Genomic DNA, 1,315 nt, shown 5'->3' with positions numbered 1-1,315 from the left:
TTTTGATGCATGGATTGGTTTTGATGGCATAACCTGGTCTGTCCAGTACTCAGATCACAAAACCAATCAACCCATATAAAACATTGTTCATTTCGTGAATACACATACATTTTGAACACCGTTTTGTTTTAAAGTAGCGCAAACCTACATATATATGTCCGTAAACATTCACAAAGGATATGAATATGTTTTTCCGCAAACTACTGTTTAGTACTGCAATTATCAATGCGACTTCTGGCTGCGTTTCTTACCAAGCGCAACAAGCTGCCACTCAAACAGTAAACAACACGGGCATTGTTCTCACCAATGTGGTGAAAAACACCATCGCACAACCGTGCAATGTCGCTATCACCGTTGCTAGCTTGTTTTATCCGCACGCGATATTCATGACTAGCGTACCAACTCAAGCTTGTACAACCGTACTGAGATAACGAATTCAAAAAAAATGGCGACCACTTGGCCGCCATTTTTCATTTCTTTTAATTTATAGCGTTAGCAGATAGTTCACCAATTCGCTGTACTCGGCATAGCTACGGACTTCATTAGGAATAACGATGTACTTGTTATTCACAACGACGCCAGGAACGCCGGTCAGAGTGCTCTCTTTGAACTGCTTATCGAAACGCTTTTGCATCGAACTAACCGCAAAGCTGTTGTACGCCGCGTCAAATTTGTTGCCATCGACACCGTTGTCCGTGAAGACTTTCTTTAACTCGTCTTCGTTTTTCGGTGCTTGGCGCTTTTGATGAATTTGCGCGAACATCGCAGGCACCATTTTATCTTCAACACCTAGGGATACCATGGTTGCGTAAGATTTTGCCATTGGCACTGCCATGTCTGCGCCCATAAACGCCACGTGCACTTTTTCAAAGCGTGCTTCTTTTGGCAAAGCCGGTTTTAAGTTTTCAATCACAGATTCAAACTTATAACAGTGTGGGCAGTAAAACGAAAAAAACTCTGTAACGGTTGGTTTAGTCGCTTTCTCAACGTCCAACACTTTGTAGTGTTTACCTTCTTCAAATTGAGCAGCGTGAGCGCTGAAAGCCAGTAAAAGTGTGCTGCATAGTGCAAGTAATTTCTTCATTGTTTGTTTTCCTTCGGGCACAACCGTGCCGTTTAAAATATAGCTAAGAGCCAGCTAGTGCTGGAGATAAATAAAGAAGAAATCAAACAATCGGAGGTCGGTAAGGCTTATAAATCACAACCACGGCTTTTTCAGTAGGAGGCTTATCAATAAGCGCCAAGCTGTAAGGCAGTAGCATCAAGCCATTTTGCGACAAAGTCGTGGGAATTTTCACAATGCAAGAAGAGCTGC

The 1,315-nt window shown here is 42.5% G+C and carries 2 protein-coding genes; one reads left to right on the top strand and one right to left on the bottom strand.

Annotation, left to right across the window (positions count from 1 at the left end; all coding sequences use genetic code 11):
• The first annotated feature begins 185 nt into the window (after positions 1-185).
• On the top strand, positions 186-431 hold the full coding sequence (locus R7Q11_RS24785) for a hypothetical protein (RefSeq protein WP_005463406.1): 246 nt from the start codon (positions 186-188) through the stop codon (positions 429-431).
• 53 nt (positions 432-484) lie between these two features.
• Here R7Q11_RS24785 and R7Q11_RS24780 read toward each other — a convergent pair whose 3' ends face one another.
• On the bottom strand, positions 485-1,084 hold the full coding sequence (locus tag R7Q11_RS24780; protein ID WP_020841867.1) for a thiol:disulfide interchange protein DsbA/DsbL: 600 nt from the start codon (positions 1,082-1,084) through the stop codon (positions 485-487).
• Between the last annotated feature and the right edge of the window lie 231 nt (positions 1,085-1,315).

Source organism: Vibrio sp. 970, from assembly GCF_033339075.1.
Note: the sequence above shows the minus strand (reverse complement) of the source record. Positions and strands in the feature narration are given on the sequence as shown.